The 2,650-nt window shown below is 65.2% G+C and carries 1 protein-coding gene and 1 pseudogene; both read right to left on the bottom strand.

Annotated elements, in window-relative coordinates; translation table 11 throughout:
- Positions 1-44: 44 nt before the first annotated feature.
- Positions 45-2,372 carry a polyribonucleotide nucleotidyltransferase gene (gene pnp / locus AC1DY5_RS50630; RefSeq protein ID WP_478121850.1) on the bottom strand — a complete coding sequence of 776 codons (2,328 nt, stop codon included), beginning with the start codon at positions 2,370-2,372 and terminating at the stop codon, positions 45-47.
- Between the two features lie 208 nt (positions 2,373-2,580).
- Positions 2,581-2,650: pseudogene (locus AC1DY5_RS50625) on the bottom strand (30S ribosomal protein S15); the annotation flags it as partial.

The raw sequence follows: 2,650 nt of genomic DNA, 5'->3' as shown, positions 1-2,650 counted from the left end.
CGGCACGCGGTACGGCGCAATGGCGTTGCCGCCACCGCGCCTCATCAGGCCTGGCCGTCGCCGCGGTTCGATTCCTGCATCGGCTGCTGGTCGACGCCCTGCTCCACCGGCTGCTCGCCGCTACGCTCGTTGTTCTCGAAGCGCGGTGCGCGCTCGGCGCGCGGCGGACGGTCGCCACTGCGATCGCCACGGTCCGAACGCTCGCGGCGCTCGCCGCCACGATCGCCGCGATCACCACGGTCTTCACGCGGCGGGCGCTCGCTGAATTCCATGCCGGCCGGACGCTCGGTCAGGGCCTTCATGGACAGCTTGACGCGACCCTTCTCGTCGGTCTCGAGCACCTTGACCTTGACGATCTGGCCTTCGCTCAGGTAGTCGGTGACCTTCTCGACGCGCTCRTGCGCGATCTGGCTGATGTGCAGCAGGCCGTCCTTGCCGGGCAGCAGATTGATCAGCGCGCCGAAGTCGAGGATCTTGGTGACCGGGCCTTCGTAGACCTTGCCGATTTCCACTTCGGCGGTGATCTGCTCGATGCGCTTCTTGGCCGCTTCGGCCTTTTCGGGATCGGTCGAGGCGATGGTGATGGTGCCGTCCTCGTCGATGTTGATCGTCGTGCCTGTTTCTTCCTGCAGGCCGCGGATGACCGCGCCGCCCTTGCCGATCACGTCGCGGATCTTCTCGGGATTGATCTTCAGCGTGGTCAGGCGCGGTGCGAAGGTCGACACTTCGGCCTTGGCCTCGCCCATCGCTTCCTGCATCTTGCCGAGGATGTGCATGCGCGCTTCCTTGGCCTGCGCCAGGGCGACCTGCATGATTTCCTTCGTGATGCCCTGGATCTTGATGTCCATCTGCAGCGCGGTGATGCCATTGGTCGTGCCGGCCACCTTGAAGTCCATGTCGCCCAGGTGATCTTCATCGCCCAGGATGTCGGTCAGCACGGCGAAGCGGTTGTCTTCCTTGATCAGGCCCATCGCGATGCCGGCCACGTGGGCCTTCATCGGCACGCCGGCGTCCATCATCGACAGGCAGCCGCCGCAGACCGAGGCCATCGACGAGGAGCCGTTCGACTCGGTGATTTCCGAGACGACGCGGATCGTGTAGGGGAACTCTTCCTTGTTCGGCAGCACCGCGACCAGCGCGCGCTTTGCGAGGCGGCCGTGGCCGACTTCGCGGCGCTTGGTCGAGCCCATGCGGCCGACTTCGCCGGTGGCGAACGGAGGCATGTTGTAGTGGAACAGGAAGCGGTCTTCGTACTCGCCCATCAGCGCGTCGATGCGCTGTGCGTCGCGCTCGGTGCCGAGCGTGGTGATCACCAGCGCCTGGGTTTCGCCGCGCGTGAACAGGGCCGAACCGTGGGTGCGGGGCAGCACGCCGTTGCGGATCTCGATCGGGCGCACGGTGCGCGTGTCGCGGCCGTCGATGCGGGGTTCGCCCGACAGGATCTGGCCGCGGACGATCTTCGATTCGATCGCAAACAGCAGGTCGCTGACCTTGCCGGCGTCGAAAGGCTCGCCGCTCTCCTTCAGCGCTTCCATCACGCTGGCGTTGGCTTCGCGCAGGGCTTGGGTGCGGGCCTGCTTGCTGCGGATCTGGTAGACCGCGCGCAGCTTCTCTTCGGCCAGGCCCTTGACCTTGGCGACGAAGGCTTCGTCTTCGGCCGGCGGCTGCCAGTCCCAGACCGGCTTGCCGGCGTCGCGCACCAGTTCGTGGATCGCGTTGATCGCGATGTTGGCCTGTTCATGGCCGAAAACCACGCCGCCGAGCATGATCTCTTCGCTCAGTTGCAGGGCTTCGGACTCGACCATCAGCACGGCGGCTTCGGTGCCGGCGACGACCAGGTCCATCTGCGAATCCTTGCGTGCCGTCTGGCCCGGGTTCAGCACGTACTGGCCGTTGATGTAGCCCACGCGGGCGGCACCGATCGGGCCGCTGAACGGGATGCCGGAGATCGACAGCGCGGCGCTGACGCCGATCATCGCGGCGATGTCGGCGTCGACTTCGGGGTTGAGCGACAGCGTGTGGATGACCACGTGCACTTCGTTCAGGAAGCCTTCGGGGAACAGCGGGCGGATCGGGCGGTCGATCAGGCGGCTGGTGAGCGTTTCGTGCTCGCTGGGCTTGGCTTCGCGCTTGAAGAAGCTGCCGGGGATCTTGCCGGCGGCGTAGGTCTTCTCGATGTAGTCGACGGTCAGCGGGAAGAAGTCCTGGCCGGGCTTGGCCGACTTGGAGGCGACCACGGTGGCCAGCACCACGGTGCCTTCGATGTCCACGGTCACGGCACCGGAGGCCTGTCGGGCGATCTCGCCGGTTTCCAGAACGACGGTCTTGCCGCCCCATTGGAAGGACTTGGTGACTTTGTTGAAGAGGCTCATTTTGTGCTCCTGTTTGGATGGCGGTGAAACCCGTGACGACCACGGGCCCCGCGGGGGCCGGAGCGCTTGCCAGAACACGATGCCATTCCAGGGAAATTCGGCGGAGAACCTCTCTGGAATGACACAGCTTCGCTCTGTTTTTGCGGCTCCGAAGTAAAAAACGCCTGAGCTAGCGGACTAACCCAGGCGTTTTTGCATGCGATTCGACTTACTTGCGCAGGCCCAGCTTGGCGATCAGCGCGGTGTAGCGGTCGGCGTCCTTGGACTTGAGGTAGTCC

It is taken from the genome of Variovorax sp. P4_D9 (assembly GCF_056401695.1).
This window is presented reverse-complemented; position numbering and strand designations above follow the sequence as displayed.